Origin of the sequence: Neobacillus sedimentimangrovi, assembly GCF_010614825.1 — a bacterium.
Classification (GTDB): domain Bacteria; phylum Bacillota; class Bacilli; order Bacillales; family Cytobacillaceae; genus Neobacillus; species Neobacillus thermocopriae.
Map to the genome: position 1 here is coordinate 1 of NZ_JAAFZF010000028.1, position 21878 is coordinate 21878.

Annotated in this window: 22 protein-coding genes and 1 pseudogene; 3 read left to right on the forward strand and 20 right to left on the reverse strand. The window is 39.4% G+C overall.

Annotation, left to right across the window (positions count from 1 at the left end; all coding sequences use genetic code 11):
- The 7 genes and pseudogenes from GZA11_RS10290 to yugI form a co-directional block, all read right to left on the reverse strand.
- Positions 1–267 (reverse strand): annotated as a pseudogene (locus GZA11_RS10290) (group II intron reverse transcriptase/maturase); the annotation flags it as partial.
- A gap of 804 nt (positions 268–1071) precedes the next feature.
- Entirely contained in the window at positions 1072–2421 is a 1350-nt protein-coding gene (locus GZA11_RS10295) for a glucose-6-phosphate isomerase (RefSeq protein ID WP_038536989.1), read from the reverse strand.
- 164 nt (positions 2422–2585) lie between these two features.
- Entirely contained in the window at positions 2586–3749 is a 1164-nt protein-coding gene (locus GZA11_RS10300; protein ID WP_163183725.1) for an iron-containing alcohol dehydrogenase, read from the reverse strand.
- 50 nt (positions 3750–3799) lie between these two features.
- Positions 3800–5071, reverse strand: coding sequence for a Glu/Leu/Phe/Val family dehydrogenase (locus GZA11_RS10305; protein ID WP_328822043.1), 1272 nt, complete (start codon positions 5069–5071; stop codon positions 3800–3802).
- Between the two features lie 59 nt (positions 5072–5130).
- On the reverse strand, positions 5131–6330 hold the full coding sequence (locus GZA11_RS10310; protein WP_038536995.1) for an ornithine--oxo-acid transaminase: 1200 nt from the start codon (positions 6328–6330) through the stop codon (positions 5131–5133).
- 192 nt (positions 6331–6522) lie between these two features.
- A complete protein-coding gene (locus tag GZA11_RS10315) occupies positions 6523–6963 on the reverse strand; it encodes a hypothetical protein (RefSeq protein ID WP_038536999.1) in 441 nt (146 codons plus the stop codon).
- A 204-nt stretch (positions 6964–7167) separates the two neighbouring features.
- The gene (gene yugI, locus GZA11_RS10320) at positions 7168–7569 is read right to left on the reverse strand and encodes a S1 domain-containing post-transcriptional regulator GSP13 (protein ID WP_038537001.1); all 402 of its coding nucleotides are present in this window, start codon (positions 7567–7569) and stop codon (positions 7168–7170) included.
- A 224-nt stretch (positions 7570–7793) separates the two neighbouring features.
- Between yugI and GZA11_RS10325 the strand changes: the two genes are divergently transcribed.
- Positions 7794–8000, forward strand: a complete 207-nt coding sequence (locus GZA11_RS10325) for a helix-turn-helix domain-containing protein (protein ID WP_038537002.1) — start codon at positions 7794–7796, stop codon at positions 7998–8000.
- 153 nt (positions 8001–8153) lie between these two features.
- Here GZA11_RS10325 and GZA11_RS10330 read toward each other — a convergent pair whose 3' ends face one another.
- A complete protein-coding gene (locus GZA11_RS10330; protein WP_163183727.1) occupies positions 8154–8417 on the reverse strand; it encodes a DUF1871 family protein in 264 nt (87 codons plus the stop codon).
- A gap of 86 nt (positions 8418–8503) precedes the next feature.
- On the opposite strand from GZA11_RS10330, the gene GZA11_RS10335 reads away from it, so the two are divergent.
- Entirely contained in the window at positions 8504–9667 is a 1164-nt protein-coding gene (locus GZA11_RS10335; protein WP_038537006.1) for a MalY/PatB family protein, read from the forward strand.
- Between the two features lie 301 nt (positions 9668–9968).
- Here GZA11_RS10335 and gndA read toward each other — a convergent pair whose 3' ends face one another.
- From gndA to GZA11_RS10360, 5 genes are all read right to left on the reverse strand, one after another.
- Positions 9969–11381, reverse strand: coding sequence for an NADP-dependent phosphogluconate dehydrogenase (gene gndA, locus GZA11_RS10340; protein ID WP_038537009.1), 1413 nt, complete (start codon positions 11379–11381; stop codon positions 9969–9971).
- Positions 11382–11460: 79 nt separating this feature from the next.
- On the reverse strand, positions 11461–12663 hold the full coding sequence (locus GZA11_RS10345) for an alanyl-tRNA editing protein (RefSeq protein WP_374718068.1): 1203 nt from the start codon (positions 12661–12663) through the stop codon (positions 11461–11463).
- Between the two features lie 162 nt (positions 12664–12825).
- On the reverse strand, positions 12826–13110 hold the full coding sequence (locus tag GZA11_RS10350; protein ID WP_163183731.1) for a hypothetical protein: 285 nt from the start codon (positions 13108–13110) through the stop codon (positions 12826–12828).
- Positions 13111–13219: 109 nt separating this feature from the next.
- The gene (locus tag GZA11_RS10355; RefSeq protein WP_038537016.1) at positions 13220–13426 is read right to left on the reverse strand and encodes a hypothetical protein; all 207 of its coding nucleotides are present in this window, start codon (positions 13424–13426) and stop codon (positions 13220–13222) included.
- Between the two features lie 86 nt (positions 13427–13512).
- The gene (locus tag GZA11_RS10360) at positions 13513–14247 is read right to left on the reverse strand and encodes a peptidylprolyl isomerase (protein ID WP_163183733.1); all 735 of its coding nucleotides are present in this window, start codon (positions 14245–14247) and stop codon (positions 13513–13515) included.
- Positions 14248–14374: 127 nt separating this feature from the next.
- Here GZA11_RS10360 and GZA11_RS10365 point away from each other — a divergent pair, with 127 nt between their 5' ends.
- Positions 14375–14755, forward strand: a complete 381-nt coding sequence (locus GZA11_RS10365) for a kinase-associated lipoprotein B (RefSeq protein WP_038537021.1) — start codon at positions 14375–14377, stop codon at positions 14753–14755.
- Between the two features lie 37 nt (positions 14756–14792).
- Here GZA11_RS10365 and kapD read toward each other — a convergent pair whose 3' ends face one another.
- From kapD to GZA11_RS10400, 7 genes are all read right to left on the reverse strand, one after another.
- Positions 14793–15416, reverse strand: coding sequence for a 3'-5' exonuclease KapD (gene kapD / locus GZA11_RS10370; protein ID WP_163183735.1), 624 nt, complete (start codon positions 15414–15416; stop codon positions 14793–14795).
- A gap of 166 nt (positions 15417–15582) precedes the next feature.
- Entirely contained in the window at positions 15583–15963 is a 381-nt protein-coding gene (locus tag GZA11_RS10375; protein ID WP_038537025.1) for a hotdog fold thioesterase, read from the reverse strand.
- 532 nt (positions 15964–16495) lie between these two features.
- Entirely contained in the window at positions 16496–18004 is a 1509-nt protein-coding gene (locus tag GZA11_RS10380; RefSeq protein WP_163183736.1) for a leucyl aminopeptidase, read from the reverse strand.
- Positions 18005–18074: 70 nt separating this feature from the next.
- Complete coding sequence (locus tag GZA11_RS10385) at positions 18075–18683, reverse strand: 3D domain-containing protein (RefSeq protein ID WP_163183738.1); 609 nt, start codon at positions 18681–18683, stop codon at positions 18075–18077.
- A 1027-nt stretch (positions 18684–19710) separates the two neighbouring features.
- A complete protein-coding gene (locus GZA11_RS10390) occupies positions 19711–20034 on the reverse strand; it encodes a YuiB family protein (RefSeq protein ID WP_038537034.1) in 324 nt (107 codons plus the stop codon).
- Positions 20035–20174: 140 nt separating this feature from the next.
- Positions 20175–20300, reverse strand: coding sequence for a YuiA family protein (locus GZA11_RS10395; protein ID WP_158332802.1), 126 nt, complete (start codon positions 20298–20300; stop codon positions 20175–20177).
- A gap of 301 nt (positions 20301–20601) precedes the next feature.
- Positions 20602–21828: an NAD(P)/FAD-dependent oxidoreductase gene (locus GZA11_RS10400; protein ID WP_200878226.1), complete on the reverse strand. Its 1227-nt coding sequence runs from the start codon at positions 21826–21828 to the stop codon at positions 20602–20604.
- Positions 21829–21878 lie beyond the last annotated feature (50 nt).

Here is a 21878-nt window from a genome sequence, read left to right on the forward strand (position 1 = left end):
CGCCTGTTGAATGAAACGATCTATCACAGTTGGTATTCCTAAAAGCCTTACCCCTCCGCTTGGTTTCGGGATTTCGACACGGCGGACGGGAGAAGGTTCATAGTCACCTGTTCTTAAAGCTTCCCGATGGGAATCCCAGTTCTCATAGAGATGTCGTCGTAGGGATTTTACGGACATTCCATCTATGCCGTGACTTCCTTTGTTCTGCTCTACCCGTTTTAGGGCAGTTAAAAGATTTTCCCGTGATAAGATTCGTTCCATTAACATGATGTTATTCCTCTCCACGCGAATGAAGATTCTGTTTATGCCGGCTCTTGCTCCACCCTCCTAAAGTTCCCGGCGGATTCACCGCTTCCTCCTTTAGGTAAGTCCTTTCGGATTGTCTGTGTTCAACACAATAACCGAATGTACAGATTTCATTCTTTCTTAATAGTTCAGTCCTTCCCATTCTTTCTCGAGTTAGAATGGTACTATGACTTCTGCTGACTTCTGATTGTTCAGCTATCCATTGCTGGATAGGTTACCAAGTGTACTTGGCGTTTCAATCAGACCTCCCCGGGTAAGAGTGCAGTCTTTCCCTCCATCTATCTGCTTCATTTACTCTGTACCACCTTCGGCAGTAAGGACTTTGTCTTGTTATGCAGACTCATCCAGTGGTACCTAGCCTTATATGAAGTTCGTGTTCCTCAGACCGGAGGTTTGCCGCCCGCTTCCTTCAGATTCCATGTCACCACGGACACCCTTGCGCTAAGCTAACCATTACTACTGCCTTCATGGCTCGGGACTTTCACCCTATAGACTACACCCATGCCGGGCGCACATAAAGGGGCTGTCTAAAAAGTCCATTTAAGAGAAAAATGAACCCAAATTAAAAACCCAAGAATGTTGATTTAACAGCATTCTTGGGTTTTGCTTTTATAAAGATTTCGGCTGAAATACCACTTTCCGGACAGCCCCTTTGCGATTCTAAGTGTTATTTTAAATGTTAATTCTAATTCGATTTAACTTTAAAATATGAAGTTTCCCTCCCAAAAGAGAACCTGTTGATTTAGTTTCGACCTGCTTTTTTTATTATTTTAATCGTTTTTCAAGCTCTGCTTTTTTCTCTTCATATCCAGGTTTCCCTAATAGGGCAAACATATTGACTTTATAAGCTTCTACACCTGGCTGATCAAATGGATTAACCCCTAGCAAGTATCCGCTCATCGCACAAGCTTTTTCAAAGAAGTACACAAGATAACCGAAAGTATACTCATCCATGGCTGGAATAGTAACGATTAAGTTTGGTACGCCACCATCCGTATGTGCTAGCATGGTACCTTCAAATGCTTTGTTATTTACAAAATCAACAGTCTTGTCTGCCAAGTAATTTAGTCCATCCAAATCGTTGTCCATCGCCTCAATGGTTAGCTCATGGCGAGGCTGATCAACTTTGATAATAGTTTCAAATAAATCGCGACGGCCTTCTTGAACATACTGACCTAATGAATGTAAATCAGTGGAGAAATTTGCTGAAGCCGGGAAAATTCCTTTTTGGTCTTTTCCTTCACTTTCACCAAACAACTGCTTCCACCATTCAGAGAAATATTGTAACCCTGGCTCATAGTTAACGAGCATTTCAATCGTTTTGCCTTTGTTATATAAAACATTTCTTACAGCCGCATATTGATAGGCAGGGTTAGATTCAAGCTCGGATTCGCTGAAATCTTCCTGTGCTTTTGCTGCACCAGCCATCATTTTTTCAATATCTGCTCCGCTGACAGCAATCGGTAGCAAACCAACAGCAGTTAAAACTGAATAACGTCCACCAACATCATCCGGAATCACAAACGTTTCATAGCCTTCTTCACTTGCTAATGTTTTTAATGCCCCGCGAGCCTTGTCTGTTGTTGCATAGATTCGTTTACGTGCTTCTTCCACACCGTATTTTTCCTCTAATAATTTACGGAATATACGGAAAGCAATGGCTGGCTCAGTGGTCGTTCCTGATTTGGAAATGACATTAATGGAAAAATCTTTTCCGTCGAGAAGATCCATAATATCTCTCATATAAGTGGAACTAATATTATTTCCGGCAAAAATAATTTGCGGAGTCTTCCTCTTTTCCTTTGGCAAAGCATTATAAAAGCTATGTTGCAACATTTCAATAGCGGCTCTAGCGCCGAGGTAGGAACCGCCAATACCGATAACAATCAGCACATCAGAATCAGACTTAATTTTCTCTGCTGCTTTTTGAATTCGGGCAAATTCCTCTTTATCATAATTCGTTGGGAGCTCAATCCAGCCTAAAAAGTCATTCCCTGCACCCGTTTTTTCATGAAGGGAATGGTGAGCAACTTTCACAGCATCACGTAAATATGTAAGTTCATGTTCTCCAAAGAAGGAGAGGGCCTTTGAATAATCAAAACGAACGTGTGTCATACATGATCCTCCAAAATTTTATTTTCAATAACCACTTTAAACAATGAGAGATGGATAATCAAGGCGAAGTCACTTATGTAAACGCAACCAATTTCGAGCATTTTTTTACAGAGGGAGGAATTTTGTCGAAAAAGGAGCTCAGTAAAAAACCTGAGCTCCCAATATTATAAGGACGCACGATAAATGGCTAAGCAATCATCCCGGTTCAGTTTCTTAAAGTTACCGAATTCTCCATTTGCCATTGCACGGTCCGCCATTAGATCAATGTTGCTGTCATCTATGTCGTAATCCGCCAATCGTGATGGGGCTCCAATCTGATTCCAGAACTCGCGTAGCTTACGAATGCCTTCAAGCCCCGCCTCTTCAGCCGTTTTTCCTTCAGGGTTCACCCCAAATACCCTCACAGCCAGCTGTTTAAACCGCTCAGGCTTCACATGAAGAGTATGCTCCATCCAATGCGGGAATAGGATGGCAAGCCCGCCTCCATGAGGAATATCATAAACAGCCGATACAGCATGCTCCAGATTATGGGTCGCCCAGTCACCGCGATAGCCCATATTTAAAATCCCATTTAATGCCATTGTTCCGCAATATAGGATTGTTTTTCGGTGTTCATAATTTTCAAGATCCTCTAGTAATTTTGGAGCGGTTTCCATAACAGTCAACAGCAAGGACTCACACATACGGTCCTGAAAATCGGTATTTTCTTCAAGGTGAAAATAATGTTCCAAAACATGGGACATCATATCAACAATGCCATAAATTGTTTGATCCCTTGGGACTGTAAAGGTATAAACCGGATCCAGAATTGAGAACTTAGGAAAAGTAACTGGACTACCCCACCCATATTTTTCCTTTGTCTCCCAGTTTGTGATCACCGATCCGGCATTCATTTCGGAACCCGTTGCTGCTAATGTCAATACAGTCCCAAATGGTAAAGCTTCCTTGGCAACAGCCTTTTTGATAACAATGTCCCAAGGATCGCCGTCATATTTGGCCCCGGCGGCAATCAATTTACTGCAATCAATAACACTACCACCGCCTACAGCTAAAATAAACTCGATTCCCTCGCGTTTACAGATATCCACTCCTTTCCGAGCGGAAGAAACACGGGGATTAGGTTCTACTCCGGCCAGTTCAAACACTTGTGCTCCAATTTCATTTAAGATGGCTATTACTTGATCATATAAGCCTGTTCGTTTAATGCTACCGCCACCATAAACCAACAATACCTTTTTCCCATAGCGGGGAATTTCAACTTTTAATTGCTCAATTTGTCCTTTTCCGAAAATTAATTTTACAGGGTTTTGAAAAATAAAGTTTTGCAACTGATTCCTCTCCTTTAATTCATTAGTTTAGGTGCCATATCCTAAAGAAATTAAATCCAACCTCTAAACTGAGCCGCCTCCGCCATTTTTCTCACTCCCGTCATATAAGCAGCAAGGCGCATGTTCATCTTTCGTCGTTCAGCCGTTTTAAATACTTCTTGAAAAGAAGTGGTTATCTTTTCTCGCAGTTTCTCTTTAACTTCTTCCTTACTCCAATAAAAACCTTGGTTATTCTGTACCCATTCAAAATAGGAAACAATGACTCCCCCAGCACCTGTTAATAAATCAGGAACAATAACGATTCCCCGTTCGGCAAGAATCGTTGTCGCCTCTAGTGTGGTCGGACCATTAGCAACTTCCGCTATCAATTTTGCTTTAATATTAGGAGCATTTTCCTCAGTGATTTGATTAGAAATGGCCGCAGGAATTAAAATATCACAATCTTGCTCAAGAAGTTCTTCATTTGAAATGGCTCCTTCGAATAATGTTGTAATCGTCCCAAAACTATCACGACGTTCTAATAGGTAGTCAATTGGAAGCCCATTGGGGTCATAAAGGGCTCCATAAACATCGGAAATACCAACTATCTTTGCCCCTTCATCAGACAGGAATTTTGCTAAATAACCCCCGGCATTTCCGAAGCCTTGGACAATGACCCGCGCCCCTTTAATAGGAATTCCGACTTTTTCGGCGGCTTCCTCTATACATATAGCAGCTCCCATTGCTCCGGCAGTATCCCGGCATGATGATCCCCCAAGTGAGAGTGGTTTCCCAGTTATAAAACTTGGTGATCCGACTTGCTTTAGACGGTTATATTCATCCAGCATCCAAGCCATTATTTGCGAATTGGTATACATATCAGGTGCCAAGATATCCTTTGTCGGACCTACCACTTGACTAATGGCTCGGACGTATCCCCGGCTCAGTCGTTCCAGTTCACCCATAGACATAGTCCTTGGATTACAAATGACACCGCCTTTTCCTCCCCCAAAAGGCAGATCGGCAATTCCACATTTCATACTCATCCAAATTGCCAATGCCTTTATTTCGTCCTTATCTATTTTTGGGTGAAAACGGATCCCCCCCATCGTCGGTCCAACCGAGTCCATATGCTGCACACGATAACCTGTAAATACCTTTTTCGAACCATCATCCATATGGACAGGGATTCGGACCACGAGAGTTCTTAAAGGTTCCGCGAGTAAGTGGAACATCTCTTGTGAGTACCCAAGCTTATGTAGGACATTTTGAATAACCCTCTGTGTTGAAATAAGAAGGCTTTCCATTTGTTTTTCGATTTCTTCTTCATCCATTATCCCCATTTTGGTCCCCCGACTTTGATAAAAATCGTCCTTGTTTATGCCCTCTTTTTTTAGACTACCTAACTTAATACTTTATGAATTCTTTCAATGGCCCAATCCAGCTCATCTTTTGTAATCACAAGAGGTGGAGCAAAACGAATAACGGTATCATGTGTTTCCTTACATAAAAGTCCTTCTTCTTTTAACTGCTCACAATATGGTCTTGCTGCCTCTTTTAATTCCATGCCAATAAACAAACCTCGGCCACGAATTTCCTTAATAATAGGATTTTTGATTTCTTTTAACTTACTAATAAAATACTCACCAAGCTCTTGGGATTTTTCAGCAAGCTTCTCCTCTATTAGAACATCAAGCGCAGCAATAGAAACAGCACAAGCCATCGGATTGCCACCGAAAGTCGAACCATGGGACCCAGGATTAAATACGCCTAATATATCTTTGTTTGCGACCACACAAGAAATTGGGAAAACACCGCCCCCTAGCGCCTTTCCTAAAATATACATGTCCGGTTCAAATCCTTCCCATTCACAAGCAAACATCTTCCCAGTACGTCCCAGCCCAGCTTGGATTTCATCAGCGATAAATAATACATTATTTTCTTTACACAACTCATACGCTGCCTTCAAATAGCCTTTTGGCGGTATGATAATACCGGCCTCCCCTTGGATCGGCTCAATTAAAAATGCGGCGGTATTAGGAGTAATGGATTCTTTTAAGGCATTTAAATCACCATATGGGACCAATTTAATCCCTGGAAGCATAGGACCGAATCCCCGCTTATACTCATCCTCAGAAGATAAAGAAACAGCGGCCATCGTCCGTCCATGGAAATTCCCAACACAACCAATAATTTCAGCCTGGTTTTCAGCGATACCTTTCACATCATAACCCCAGCGGCGGGCCGCCTTGATGGCTGTTTCTACTGCCTCAGCACCCGTATTCATCGGTAGAGCCATCTCTTTGTTCGTCATTTTGCATATTTTTTCATACCATGGTCCAAGCTGGTCATTGTGGAAAGCGCGGGAGGTTAATGTTACTTTATCTGCTTGTTCCTTCAATGCTTGAATTATTTTTGGATGGCGATGCCCCTGGTTGACAGCAGAATAGGCACTTAACATATCCATATATTTGTTTCCTTCTGGGTCTTCTACCCAAACTCCTTCTGCCTTTGAAATGACAATTGGAAGGGGATGATAATTGTGTGCTCCATATTTCTCTGTTTGTTCAATAATACTTTGTGTATTTCTATTGCCACGCATAATTCCATTCCTCCATTTCAAACTTATGTATGTCCATCCATATTTATTGTAGCCCACAACGATAAAAGAATGAATCGGTAAACCTATAAGATTTTAATCTGTAACCTATAAGATTTTTAATAAAAGTCTCTGTTAAATTTTAATGTTGATAAATGAATAATATTTTTTGGACACCCTATTTATTTATGTTTACTAACGACCCCGTTTCTTTAATAAAAAGCTGTTCCATATATTTTCTTCAACCAAGAAAAATCCTTCATGTGAACAGGAGGCTAACAGGCACTTACCATCTTTGTAAAACATTAAGTCCTCTGGTAATTTGGGACTGATCCAATCAAAAAGAGATTTGCTACGTTCTTTTAAAAATTGCCTTGTAACATTGTTTAAAGCGAAATAAAAAACGTATGCTGTATCTTCAAGAAGTTTTGTCGTTTCCCATTCTTGTTGAATTTTTCTCTCAATAAGGTGTTCTTCAATAGGTGCGATCAAAATGTCAATATAAGCAAGGCGTTCATCTTCAATCTCCATCATTTGTCTATTCTCAACAAAAGCAAAGATATTGCAATTTCTGGATAATAAATCAATTAGTTCTTTATATCGTTTACCCTTTACATTTTCCATTATCGTTAGCATTTTAGTTCCCCCCAGACTAAATAGCTTTATTAAGTTTTTTCGTATCGCACTCTATCTCTCTTAATCTTCAACTATCCTATCCATTGAATAAGGGCTAAACACTAAATTTTGACAGTCATAAACTGTCATAGGTGTCAGTCAACAGAGCCTAATAAAAAAACAGCCCGGTACTTTTTCTTTGGAAGTTCCTAGGCTGTTTTTTCATTATTTTTTTATTAAATCTTCACGCTGGGATTGATCAATCCATTCCTGAAGCTTTTCTTTTAATGTATTAAAGCCTTGATAACCGTCTCCCTCAGCAACAATGGCTGCAGCCTGACGCTTACGGGGTTTTCTTGAACGAACAGTCTGCTGTACAGGAGGCTCTTCGGTTGCTTTGATGGAAAGGCCTATTTTTCCTGCCTCTTCATCTACTGATAAAATTTTTACCTTAATTTCATCACCAACTTTTAAATGATCATGAATATCTTTCACATAGCCGTACGTAATTTCTGAAATATGAACAAGACCTTGTGTATTTTCGTCCAGTGCAACAAACGCACCGTATGGTTGGATCCCGGTCACCTTACCAGTAATTACACTTCCTGTTTCAAATTTTTGTGACATGAAAACACTCCTAAGTAAATTAATTATAGTTCCCTTTTATACGCATTAAAAAATTATAACACACCAAACTTCAATTATCAAAAAAACGCTTCTCTTTATAACGAAATAAACAAACGATCATTTAACAGTTCGTAACAAAATGGACAAAATCACATTAAAAAAATAAAAGAATTCCATGATAAAATAATAGTAGGAAACGATCTTACTCGGGGGTGAATAACTGTATGATTACCATTGGTCATACGATTAAAGCTGCACGTGAAAGACGAAATCTGACAAAAGAGGAGCTTGCCCAAAAATTAAGGGTAGGAACACATACGGTAGAAAAATACGAATCAGGGGAACAAATTCCTAGCAATCAAACGATTTTAAAGCTATCTACAGTACTTGATATACCTACTTCCGAACTTTTGAAAAAACAAAATATATAAAACGCTAAAAGCGCCCGTTTTATATATTTTTTCATTTTTGTGTGAAAAAAAGTATAAAAGAGGGAAATTTTGGTTAACCTTAGACCATAAGCTTTCTAGTATTCCCCCCTTTTTGAGTGGACATCCGTCGATCGGAATGTTCACTTTTTTTGTTTATAAATTGCAGGAATTGCTTTCTTTCACTACCAATAAGGCCTCAGCTATTTTTAAACATTTTTCCATTGGAATTACCTTCTCAAATGAGAATTCATAAATATGCTGTATTCTCTTTGCTAACTTAACGGAATCATCCAACTCATAAACAGCTTGGATGACATCCACCATTTCCGTATCGTAATCTCCTTTTTCCAATCCAAATGGATTCCAATCATTTAAAAGATCCACCAACTTAAGATTCGTTTGAACTTCTTTTCTCATTTTTTCGCCCCTAAAATTTTTCCATTCTTTAAGAAATATTTTATCATAAATATAAGACAGTTATAAAAGATATAGGAGGCAAGATTATGTCAGTGTTTGATGAAAAAATAGACCGTTCAAAGACAGCCTCTGTGAAATGGGAGCTAACGAAAGTAATTTTTGGAGAAGAGGATTTATGGCCAATGTGGGTGGCCGATATGGATTTTAAGCCGCCAAAAGCCGTCCTCGACGCGCTGAAAAAACGTTTGGACCATGGCATCTTGGGCTATACTTTTGTACCTAACACCACATCCCAAGCCATTGTTGAATGGTTATTTAAAAGACACCAGTGGGAAGTAAAACCTTCATGGCTTTCCTATTGTGGGGGAGTTGTTCAAGCCATCAGCACCGCTATAACGTCCTTCACGAACGAAGGAGATCGGATCATCATTCAATCACCTGTTTACACACCATTCTTTGACATGGTTGAAAAGAATAACCGTAAAGTAGTCAATTCTCCACTAATTCTTGAAGGAAATAAATATAAAATGGATTTTGCTGGTTTTGAATCGGCATTAAAAGAAGGTTGCAAGGTTTTTATATTATGCAATCCACATAATCCCGGCGGCAGGGTTTGGACCAAAGAGGAATTATTGAAAATCGGAGAATTATGTCTAAAATACAATTGCCTCATCCTTTCCGATGAGATTCACTCCGATCTCGTTTATAAGGCTTATAAGCATACACCTATGGCATCCATATCAGATGAGATTTCAGAAAAAACGGTCACCTTTGTTGCACCAAGTAAAACGTTTAATCTTGCAGGATTGCACTCCGCTGTGGCCATAATTAAAAATCCTACATTAAGAAAACAGTTTAACCAGGTACAAAAACGACAAGGTAACTTCGGCTTAAATATCTTTGGAATTGTCAGCATGGAGGCCGCTTATCGTGAAGGAGAAGCATGGCTAGAAGAACTAATTGATTATCTAGAGGAAAACAAAAACTATGCTATTGCCTTTCTTAAAAAACATCTTCCCAAAATTTCTTGTATGGAGCCAGAAGGCACCTATCTGCTGTGGCTCGATTGCCGGGAACATGGTTTGAGTGATGAAGAACTGCGGCAATTGCTTCTTGAAAAAGGAAAGCTGGCCCTGGAACCAGGACCAAAATACGGACCTGGTGGAAATGGCTTTGTCCGTATGAATATTGCATGTCCGAGAGATTATTTAATTGAAGGATTAAACCGTTTAAAAAAAGCTCTTACTTAAAGCAAATGGGGGTGTCCTAAAAGGATAACTTTTTAGGACACCCTTTTTTGTTTACTCTATCAATCCGTTTTAAAAGCTTTACTTTTCGCAAGCATAGTGGGCTCGTGAACAAGTGTGCGTGACCTCCACTCCAATTAACTGTGTGGAAAAGGAAACTTGAAACTCGATATAAAAAAAGATATATTTTCGTTATGTCCCTACGACCAAACTTTTGAATAAAGCAATTTTCTTATGTACATGAAAAAAAGGCTGATCCCCAAAAAAGTCCTTTTTAAGAACCTTTTGGGTCAGCCTCACTTTTTTACTTTTCAAGCCATTCTGTGTGGAAGCTTCCTTCCTTATCAATTCGTTGATACGTATGGGCACCGAAGTAATCCCTTTGAGCCTGTAGCAGATTGGCAGGTAACACACTGGTGCGATAGCTATCATAATAAGAAAGTGCACTAGCAAGCCCTGGAACTGGAATTCCTGCTTTTATAGCAGTTGCCACCACTTCCCTAGCTGCATCTTGATAATCAGCGGTTATTCCTTGGAAATAAGAATCAAGCAACAAATTCTCCAATTCCGGATTTCGTTCATATGCATCCATAATATTTTGCAGGAAGGCTGCACGAATAATACAACCGCCACGGAAAATCTTTGCAATTTCACCAGGTTTTAGATCCCAATTATATTCTTCTGATGCCACTTTAAATTGAGAAAACCCTTGGGCATAAGAAATGATTTTACTGAAATATAAGGTTTTACGAATTAGCTCGATAAATTCCTTTTTATTGCCAATAAATTTATTTTCTTTTGGTCCTTTAAGAATCTCGCTAGCCTTCACGCGCTCCTCTTTCATTGCAGACAAGAATCGAGCAAAAACGGATTCCGTAATCATTGATAGAGGAACACCTAAATCCAATGCACTCTGACTTGTCCATTTTCCGGTTCCTTTTTGACCAGCTTTATCTAGAATAACATCTACTAATGGCTGTCCTGTTTCCGGATCCATTTTTGTAAAGATATCAGCTGTAATTTCAATCAAATAGCTATCAAGTTCCCCTTGGTTCCATTCTTTAAATACTTCATGAAGCTCTTCTGCAGATAATCCAAGCAAAGACTTCATTAAATGATAGGACTCACAAATAAGCTGCATATCTCCATATTCGATACCATTATGGACCATTTTCACATAGTGGCCAGCTCCATTAGGCCCGATATATGTACAACATGGCTCACCATTTACTTTTGCTGAAATGGCCGTTAGAAGAGGACCAACATGCTCATAGGCTTCTTTTTGACCGCTTGGCATGATCGCTGGACCTGTTAATGCCCCTTCCTCACCGCCGGAAACACCGGCACCGATAAAGAGAATACCCTTCTCTGCAAGGTATGTATTTCTTCGAATCGTATCTTTGTAAAAACTATTCCCTCCATCAATGAGGATATCTCCTTTGTCTAAATAAGGGATCAAGGACTCTATTGCTTTATCTGTAATTTCACCAGCATTCACCATTAACAAAATTTTCCTTGGTGTTTCTAAAGATTGAACGAATTGTTCGATATTTGTTGTTCCGACAATGTTTTTTCCTTTATTACTCTCTAAAATTTCATTGACCTTTTCAGCAGAAAGATCATAGATAGAAACGGAAAAGCCTTTGCTTTCAAAATTCAAAGCTAAACTCCGCCCCATTACGCCAACTCCGACGACACCAACTTGTTGTTTTTTCAAACTGAACCATCCCTTCTTGCTGTTAATTATTAAGCTTATATTGAAAGTTGATGCTTGAGAGAATTTCCCACTCAAACAATCACTTTGCTTCTATTTTCATAGTCCTCCACACAACTTCTAACAACTCTTGTCCCGAAATTCTCGCCTCTCCTCCACCTTGAGCGAAGGAATCATTTCCCCCACCTTTTCCGCCAATATGCGGTAGGACAGTTTCAATGACGTGTTTCATATTTTCTGTTCTGGCTGCACCTCGGGCACAAACCAACTGTAGTCGATTTTCGCTTTCGGAAACAAGAATAGCCATAGAAGCTTCATTCACTACTGTAATAAAACGAGCTAGCTTTTGCAATTCTTGTATCGTACGATTTTTAAAAACTTTGCCAATCATATGATTGGGAGGACCGTTTGATAATAATTCCTTTGCCTCGTATTGCAGTAACTGATCCTGGAGCAGTTCGATCGTCTTTTCTTGCTCTTTTCTAGCATCGATGATCCGCACAGCCGCTTGTTCCAGTTCCTGTTCTGGGGCATTTAATAGCTTCGTTAACGATAATAATACATTATGTTTGTTTTCCAATTGGAGTAGAACACGTTCGCCGCAAACAAATTGAAGGCGAATTTTCTTCTTTTGCCGTTCCCATCCCAAAATTTTAATTCCTCTTACTTCACCGGTAGTTTTTGGATGTGTGCCTCCGCAGCCATTGTAATCAAAATCCGGAATGATAACAAGCCGAATGTCTTTTTTCACCTTTGGAGCTTTACGTAGTGGGTACTGGGATAACTCCTGCTCGGTCACCCACTTCACTTGAATGGGCCTATTTTCCAAAATAATTTGGTTTGCCAGTTGCTCCGCTTTTTTAGCCTCCTCCTTTGTTAATTGTTCGGTTTCAAGATCAATCGTGACTATTTTTTCACCTAAGTGAAACCCAACTGTTTTGTATGCAAATAAGCTTTCAAAAGCGGCTGAAAGAATATGTTGGCCGGCATGCTGCTGCATATGATCAAAACGTCGATCCCAATCTATTTGACCCTGGACTATTTTTTCACAATTAGAGATTGGTCCATCCAAAAAATGTCGAATCTCTCCGCTTATTTCTTCTACGTTAATTACCCTTTTTTCATCAATAATTCCTGTATCAAATGGCTGTCCGCCTCCAGTAGGATAAAAAGCCGTTTGGTTTAAGACTACATACCACCTGCCCAACTCATCCTGCTCTTGTTTTAAAACTTTTGCTGTAAAGGTACTTATGTATGGGTCTGAATAAAATAATTTGTTTTCCATCATGTAATTTCCCAGTCCTTGTTAATTTATTACACTCATTTTCGGAAAAAACGGACAAGAAATCAAGAATATACAAGGATTTTCTCATAAAAAAATGCCCCACAATGATGGGGCAAAAACTTTAATATTTATGAGGTTATAAAATGACACTTGGCTAAAAATTTATTTGTCTTCTTTCCGCTGGCCATAAGATGGCATCATGCCATACGGAAATCCATGGTGGTAGCCTCCCGGGTACCCATGGTGATGTCCGAAATGGTGACCATGATGGTGACCATGATGGTGACCATGATGATGGCCAAAATGCGGAAACTGTTGGTGATGACCCCCAAAACTAGGATAGTGTCCACCCATATGATAGACATGCTGTGGATATCCAGTCATTTGCGGGTAGCCCATTTGCTGCCCAAACTGCCCCGGAAATGTTCCAAACTGTCTTTTGTCCATTGCTGAATCCCTCCTTCATTGTCTCATGGTAGTGTATGTACAATGAATGGGATAAGCTTAGATGGATGTCCTATTAAAATGAAAATGGGCAAAAAAAGAACAGCATGCATTAGCTGTCCTTTCTTGCAGATTGTTGATTAATTTTCTCTTCCAATTCCTTTGCCTTTTGAGCTTCCCGTTTGGATATCCTAATGATCCATCTCATAGTAAAGATGGCTGCAATTAAGAAAATGGAAAAACTGATAAGTGCCGGAAAATATTCGGATTTATCCTCTGGAAAATATAAAAATAAGGATAGGATAAATGGATGAAACATTTGATTCTCCCTTTCTAAAGAGACCTGCTCTAATTCTCCAATTATAACAATAAAATCTGTTTCATTCCATGGATTGAGTTCATTTCTTATTTAAGTACATTAATCTTTTTAATAAATACATCTTTTTCAGGCTTATCCTTGGCATCAACCTTCGTTTCCGCTATTTGATCAACGACATCCATACCTTCGATCACATGGCCAAAAACAGTGTGGGCCCCATCAAGCCAAGGAGTTCCCCCATGTTTTGCATAAGCATCGATGATTTCTTTCGGATATCCAGCGTCTTCCATCTTCTTCTTCAAAGAACGATCAAGCTTAGTACTTTGGACAATAAAAAATTGGCTGCCGTTTGTATTTGGACCAGAATTCGCCATTGAAAAAGCTCCACGGAAATGAAACAGGTTTTTTGAAAACTCATCCTCAAATGGTTTTCCCCAAATGCTTTCGCCACCTGTTCCATTGCCGTTAGGATCGCCGCCTTGAATCATAAAATCTTTTATTACCCTGTGAAAAATCAACCCATCATAATAACCTTCCTCACTATGTTTAATAAAGTTTTCCACAGCTTTTGGAGCGTACTCTGGAAATAGTTTTATTTTTATATTTCCCATTGTAGTTTCTATTTCCGCTAGTCTTTCGTTCTCTAATACTTCAGTAGTCATCTGAGGATAAACTGTATTTGCCACTAGCAGGTCACCTTCCTTCTGTTCCGTTTTTTGCGTAACAGTATTTGTTTTGACTTCTTCTTTCATATTGCCTGGCCCACATGCAGCAAGCATTAAAACCATTATAATGATTGGCAAAAATATTCTCTTTCTCATTAAATTATATATTCCCTCTAATTTTTCTCTTTAATCTCATTCAAAATTTGGCACCGAGTTTTTCATTTATTCTTTTTCATTATAAAATGAAAGTAGCATGACGTGGAAAATGATTGGGGGTATTCTAGTGGCAGAATTACAAATTGGCTCTAAAGTAACAGGTATCTATAAAACGGGGAAATATATCGGAGAAATTACGGATATCCGTCCACAACATTATTTAGTCAGAGTATTGGCAGTCCTAAAACATCCAATGCAAGGCGATTTACATCATCCTAAGGAAGCTGATGTCCTCTTTTTTCATGAAAGACGAGCACTAAGCTATCGAGAACAAGCTAACATCCCAAAACAAATGGTTAAACTGTATGAAGGGGACATTCCTGAGTATAAAACGTCACTAAGAGAAGCTGTGGATAAAATGAAAATGGAATTAAAAGAAAACGAATCAAAATGGGCCGAAATGAGCTTAAAAATGGTGGAATCACTTGAAAAAGATTACTTTCAATAAATAAGTAAGGCCAAATCCCATTGAGCGATTTGGCCTTTCATGCAAAATCATTTAATAGCTTGGAGAAATCTACCCTGTCACCAATTGTCGTTGGTTTCGGTTTCTCTAAATATTGTTTATCCTTTTCAACCAATTTGAATATATTATAGGTTGTTAATGCATCATCAAGTGCACGGTGATGCCTGCCTGTCCCTTCCTTGCCATACTCTTGTACAGCCTTCCAAAGACCTGTTTGATTCTGGTTGCCAAAGAACCTCTTATATTCCATGGAAAGATCCAATTCTTCGGCCTGAAAAGGAAATGGTACCCCGGCTGCCAGACAATTTTGACGCAGAACCTTCATATCCATATTCCCCCAAGTTACAATTGTTGTTTCAACCGAATCGTTATTAAACTCCTCCAGTTTTCGAATAAAATCATAAAAAGATAGTCCCTTGTCAACTTGCTCCTGTGTAATATGTAAGAATGACTTACAACGTTCAGAAAGGATAGGGAATTTAAGCGGAGTTACAAAGGAGGAAAACTGCCTGATAATTTGTTCATTCATTACAGCCACAATCCCAACTTCAATAATTTCCGGATAGAAATCCTTTACCCGGACATTCTCTTCTGGCATTGTAAATTCAAAATCAATAAATAAATATTGGCACTCTGCTGTCAATTTGTTCACCACCTTTTTACAAGTAATTTATACTACAGTATATAAAGAAACATGGACAAAAAATTGTGCTTATTTCTTACATTATAGCATGTAATCAGGATGAATTTTTTAAATTTTATAACAAATAAAAGAAATGAAGGAGGGAAATGGTTCCTCCCTTTCTCTTCTATTTCTTTTTCAATACGGCTATGGTACATCTGGATACGCAAATAAGTCGGTCCTGTTCATCAGTTATTTTAATATCCCATACCTGTGTTGTTTTACCTTGATGAATCACTGTTCCAACAGCAGTTACAATACCGTCGGATTTTGACCTTACATGATTGGCATTAATTTCAAGACCCGCCACAATCTCGTTTTCCTTATCAACCAATTCGTAAGCTCCAATGCTCGCAACCGTCTCTGCCAATGCAACGGAAGCCCCTCCATGCAAAATGCCAAATGGCTGACGAGTCCGTCCATCAACTGGCATCGTGGCGCACACTTTTCCTTTTTCGACTAAGGTTATCTCAATCCCCAACGACTTAAGCAATGTTCCTTCGATCATTCAAATCCCTCCAAGTAAATATACTCCTCTTCCCTATTCTATATTCTATCGCCGTTCCTTCTTCCCTTTATCGAAATCGATCATGCCAAGCATTCTTTTAATTTAGAGCTTTAGAGCTTGACCAAATTAAATTTCCCTTGCATAAAAAAAACACCCCGTAAATGTATGATCCATGTCTAACATTTACGGAGCTCTTTCTCTTAGATATTTTTTCAACACTAGTAATAGTATGGTGGTCCAGGATAACCAGGATATCCATAGGGATAAACGAAATATGGGCGATTTACTAATGCGCCTCCTAGTAAACCTCCCAAGAAACCTAGTCCGCCAATTGCCAAGGGTAACCCCCATCCCCAAGGTCCCAAAAATCTATGGTCAGAAGCGGGATACGGAATTCGATAATATGGGTACATTAAGGCCATGCCTCCTTTTCTCAGATACTTGCCTACACTATTTCATATGCGAAAAGTTAGCATTTGGCGTGGGCCCAATCTGGTGAGGAAAAGCCCTAATATACATTAGTTGATTGTTTTCATTTTTTAAGAGGTTCAAAACGTTCCACAAAAAGAGCAAGCGTGCGTGTCATGACGCCGGTAGCACCCGCCGGCCCAAGATCGTGCTCTTTGGAAGTAGTGGCTGTTCCAGCAATATCGAGATGCACCCAAGGAGTATCCTCAGCAAATTCACCAATAAACGCACCAGCGACGATCGCGTGACCTTCGCTGCCAGGAGAATTGTTGAGATCCGCCACTTTACTATTACGGACTCTTTCCTTTTCACTTTCAAACAACGGAAGTTGCCACATTTGCTCGCCTGCTTCTTTTGCCGCTTCTAAAACCTGTTCATACAGAGAATCATTATTCGTCATAGCTCCAGTAGTATGAACACCCAGTGCAGTAATGACTCCACCAGTCAAAGTAGCAACATCAATTAAATAGTCTGCACCATGATGTTTAGCATAGGTAACCGCATCTGCCAGCACCAGTCGGCCCTCTGCATCCGTATTCAATACTTCGATTGTTTTTCCGCTCATAGAAGTGATGACATCATCTGGCTTAAAAGCATTACCGCTAATCATATTGTCTGTAGATGGGATAACGGCGACCACATTTTGTTCTGGTCTCGTTTCACCGATAATCTCCATTGCTCCAAGAACAGCAGCTGCTCCTCCCATGTCTGTCTTCATGCCGACAATGCCAGCTTTCGTTTTAATCGAATAACCACCTGTATCAAAAGTGATACCCTTTCCAACTAGACCGATCACATCTTCCCATTCTTCCTTACCTTGATATTTTAAAACAATCATTTTCGGCGGCTCAGAAGATCCTTTATTGACAGCAAGGAAAGCACCCATACCAAGCTTTTCAATGTCCGCTTTGTCGAGAATCTCTACTTCAAAATTATACTTGGCTGCAAGTTCGACAGCATAAGCGGCCAAATCTGAAGCTGTCAGCATATTTCCCGGAGTGTTTACAAGTGTTCTTGCTGAATTTGTTCCTTTTCCAAATGCATAGCCAACCGTTAAGGAGGCGTTAATTTCCTTCTTCTCCGCAGCGGTAGAGTAGACCGTAATATTTTCTAGTCTTTTCATTGGTTCATTTGGCTTTTGCTTATAATGATCGAATTGATAGGTCGCAAGAGCAATGGCCTCACTAAGAGCGTGGGCTGCATCTAGTCCATTTATTGTTTCTGTTAAAAAAGAATCTAAGTAAACCGATACTTCTTCTAACTTGTTTGCTTTAATCGTTTTAAAAGTTTTTCCAAAAGCTTTTCGAAGATGGTCAAAGGTTAGTTCTTTTTCTTTTCCAAGTCCAACAAACCAAATTCGTTTGATCCCAATTTTACCCAAACTATGTATTTTACTAATTTTATTTAATTTTGCAGAAATATCTCCTGATTTAACGAGCTCCGTTAATTGTCCATCAAATGCCTTATCAAGATTGGCTAATTCCCCCGAAAATTTCACCGGCTGATCAAATAAACCTACAACTAAAGCTTCCTGTTTATCAGATAACACCAATTCCTCTTTTACATGAAACAACCTCTTCACCCCCATTTATTTACGATTTAATTATATCGAATAAAAAAATAAAAAACAGGCATTGAGCCTGTTACTTCTTTTCCGATTTTATATATTGTTGGCGAAAAACTTGCATTGATTTATCTTCATTTAATGCTGTAAGCTGTTCCTCCGTCAGTTTTCCATTACCTTTTTTCACTACATACACATCAACTGTTTTCTTTCCCCAATGACGATAAACATCCTCAACAGTCTCATAATAAAGATCGAGACGATTTCCTTTAATGGCTCCACCTTTATCAGCTACTACGCCATAACCATATCCAGGAATAAAGAGAATGGTTCCTATTGGAAAAATTGATAAATCTGCAGCAATCGTAGAATATAAGTCTCGTTTTACTTTCACGCCAGAATACGTGATTCCATATTCAGGGTGCCCTTTACTTTTCCCAGTTGATTCCATCCCTGCCGTATAACCAGTGGCGGTAACTGTGTATTTTGGGTACTTAGACCAATCGATCGACTCCTCTAATGTCGGAGCCTCCCCATTAACCGTTTCACCAACAGGAATCGTATCCATCAGGTGCGAAACAAACAAATGTGCTTGCAAACCAGTAATAGAATGGAATGTCACGGTTAATGCCATTAGAAACAAACAAGTCATTCCTAAACGCTTGGTCCATTTTTTCATTTTATTCATGAAATTTTTCACTCCTCCCAAAATATTCATTCCCAAGCGGAAAAGAATTATTCAAAAAAAGAGTGAAAAAATTAGAAAAGCGAAAGCGCCCTGCTTAGCGACGTATGACCTGGAGGTTCTCCAACTGAGATATAGGAAACACGAAGAGCCGGAGGCGATTCGATGTTGACTTATCGTAGGGCGGAGACCGAAAGCGTCTCGCCGCTAGGGCGCTGGAGCTAGACAGTTCTCGAAGTAAAAAAATATTTTCTTATCTATTTAGAAAAGCGGAAGCCCCCTGCCCAGCGGCGTATGGCTTCCTCCCAAAAGCTATCGCTTTCGGTCGTGCGATGCTAATGCTCCCGGAGCTTTCCTTGTGGTGGTATCCAACTGAGATATAGGAAACACGATGAGACGAAGGCGATTCGATGTTGACTTATCGTAGGGCGGAGAGCGAAAGCGTCTCGCCGCTAGGGCGCTGGAGCTAGACAGTTCTCGAAGTAAAAAGATATTTTCCTATTTAGAAATGCGAAAGCGCCCTGGTCAGCGGCGTATGGCTTCCTCCCAAAAGCTATCGCTTTCGGTCGTGCGATGTTAATGCTGTCGGAGCTTTCCTTGTGGTGACCTCCAATTGAGATATAGGAAAAAAAAAACGATGAGACGAAAGGCGATTCGATGTTGACTTATCGTAGGGCGGAGAGCGAAAGCGTCTCGCTCCTAGGAGGCTGGAGCTAGACAGTTCTCGAAGTAAAAAGATATTTTCCTATTTAGAAATGCGAAAGCGCCCTGGTCAGCGGCGTATGGCTTCCTCCCAAAAGCTATCGCTTTCGGTCGTGCGATGTTAATGCTGTCGGAGCTTTCCTTGTGGTGGTCTCCAACTGAGATATAGGAAACACGATGAGACGAAAGGCGATTCGATGTTGACTTATCGTAGGGCGGAGAGCAAATTATAATCTCAATAAAAGACATTTCTTAGAGAGGAAATCAACAAATAAGGTTCAGTGTAAACAAAAAGGGTGTCCCTAAAGGAATACTTTTGGGACACCTTCTAAAACATTTGGTAACCATTTTTTCGTAATAGCTTAATGGTGAAACCTGATGCAATCGCACCGGCCAAACCACTTAATAATATTAATATATCAGCTGTTGCCAAATGGCTTAGTCTATAGCCAAGATCTTCAAAAGCTGCTTTACTATTTGTGAAATACTCAATAAAACGAACCTGATCAATAATTAAAATCGCTACAATTGGATAAATAATTGCCATTATCCATGACATCCGAAGTAGCATATTTAAGATAAAACCGATTCCGAAAAATAAAACAAAAAATAATACCACAGAAATAATTAGTACAACAATGCTCATTTGCATTGGAATTCCCCCTTTTACATCAACCTTAAGTGTACTTAAAGTCGAAAAGGGAGTCAATAAAAACGGACAACTTTATCAATGATAGGAAAGGCTAAAATAGCCTAGGATAATAGCAAAGCAGTCGTCTTTATTGGAAGTAACTACTCTTTTTTCTTTCCGGTACCCTCACAGCTTGAACAAGTTTCTGATCCACCAAGAACCAACTGAAAATATCCTTTTCCTTTACAATACTCACATGTTTTCGCCTCTAAACTCTTTACCGTCATCACCAATTTTCCTCCTTTTAATATTGACTTAATTTTCTGATAATATATCAAGGATTAGGAGAAATGAAAAGAGCGAAATTTATTCAAAATCAACATAAGAAAGCGGATACATATCTTGTTTTCTTTCATTTTCTAAGCGTGACTCAAATTTTCTAAAAATTTAAAAAATTAAAAAACCAAGCACAATAAGAATTCTGCTGGGCTTACACAAATTGAAAATGGCTTCTAAGACAAAAAACAAATTCTCTTTAAAGGAATGAAAAACATTCAATAAAAAAGGGACAGGATTCCCCTGTCCACATTAAAATACGTTAAATTTTCCTTTTTTTAATACAAGGCCTGCGCCGCCAATCATATAAAGTGCACGATTGTCGACTACTTTCTTCATGATTGATGCGCTAGTTCCAGTTAGTTTTTTGCCAAAAACAACCCCGATTGCATCGTGTTCACCAAGTGAACAAACAGTTCCTTTATTATCAAACTTAAATTCTTCAAGATCAGATTTTCCACGAACTAATGCTGCTAAGTTACGTGCAGCACACTCACCTTGCTGCATAGCAATTTGAGCAGTAGGTGGGTAAGGACGATTAATCTCTTCATTGATGACAAGAGAACAGTCACCAATAATGAATATATCATCAAAACCAGGAACACGAAGATCCTTCGCTACCTTCACACGACCTCTCATCGCTTCAAAGCCGGATTTCTCAATTACAGAGTTACCACGAACGCCCGCAGCCCACACAACAGTTCCAGCTTTAATTTCACGTGGTTCTTCTTCGCCTTTAGCAACTAGAATACCATCAGGCGTACATTCTTTAATTGCTGTTCCAATTAAGAACTCAACACCCTTGCGTTCTAATTGTGACACAGCATATTGAACTAATTCAGGATCAAATCCCGGAAGAACAGTTGGTGCTGCTTCCACACAAATAACTTTCACTTTATGAGGATCTATATCATATTCATGACATAATTTAGGGATACGGTTAGTTAATTCGCCAAGGAATTCAATACCAGTAAATCCAGCGCCACCAACAACAATCGTTAGACGTGTATCGTTCTTTTCCTCTTCTGTATTATAAGTAGCAAATTGATATTCAATATGCTCGCGAAGAAGACGAGAAGAGTTTACATTTGTAATTCCGAAAGCATACTCTTTCAAACCTTTAATACCAAAAGTTTCAGGCTCTCCGCCAAGAGCAATCACTAGATAATCATAATCGATTTCGCCGTTTTCAAGAATAACTTTCTTTTCTTCTTTATTAATTTGTTGAACCGTACCTTGTACAAACTCCACTTTATTACGGTCGATGACATCAAGAATGTCATAACGGACTTTGTCATGATGTAATGTTCCAGCAGATGCCTCATGGAGCCAGGTTGTTTCATAATGGTAATCATTTTTATTGACTAAGACAATATCTGCTTCGTTAATCCCTAAATGTTTTTGTAAACGAACAGTTGTCATCAATCCGCCGTAACCGGCACCAAGAATAACAATTTTAGGCTTTCTCAACGCAATCACTTCCACCCTTGTAATGTATTAATAATTCTTTAATCCTTATCTTCCACAGC